Origin of the sequence: Psychrobacter sp. W2-37-MNA-CIBAN-0211 (genome assembly GCF_040309405.1) — a bacterium.
Taxonomy (GTDB): domain Bacteria; phylum Pseudomonadota; class Gammaproteobacteria; order Pseudomonadales; family Moraxellaceae; genus Psychrobacter; species Psychrobacter glaciei.
In genome coordinates this window covers 1-253 of sequence record NZ_JBEOOU010000396.1, presented here as the reverse complement: position 1 = coordinate 253, position 253 = coordinate 1, and the positions used below count along the sequence as shown (strand labels likewise).

Genomic DNA, 253 nt, shown 5'->3' with positions numbered 1-253 from the left:
GTACTTCTTGTGGTAAACGCGGCAATGCGCTATTTACTCGGTTTTGTACTTGTACTTGTGCTCGGTCTAAATCGGTGCCAAGCGCAAACGTCACCGTTAAGGTCATACGACCATCACTAGTGGCTTGTGAAAACATATACAACATGTTTTCGGTGCCATTAATTTCTTGCTCTAATGGCGTTGCTACCGTTTGTGCAATAACGGTTGGGTTTGCCCCCGGGTAACTGGCTGTTACCACTACGGTAGGTGGAAC

At 47.0% G+C, this 253-nt stretch carries 1 protein-coding gene; it reads right to left on the bottom strand.

Features of this window, described 5'->3' with window-relative positions:
• The coding region (locus AAEY72_RS15635) for an efflux RND transporter permease subunit (RefSeq protein ID WP_352311538.1) at positions 1–253 on the bottom strand (253 nt) is incomplete at both ends.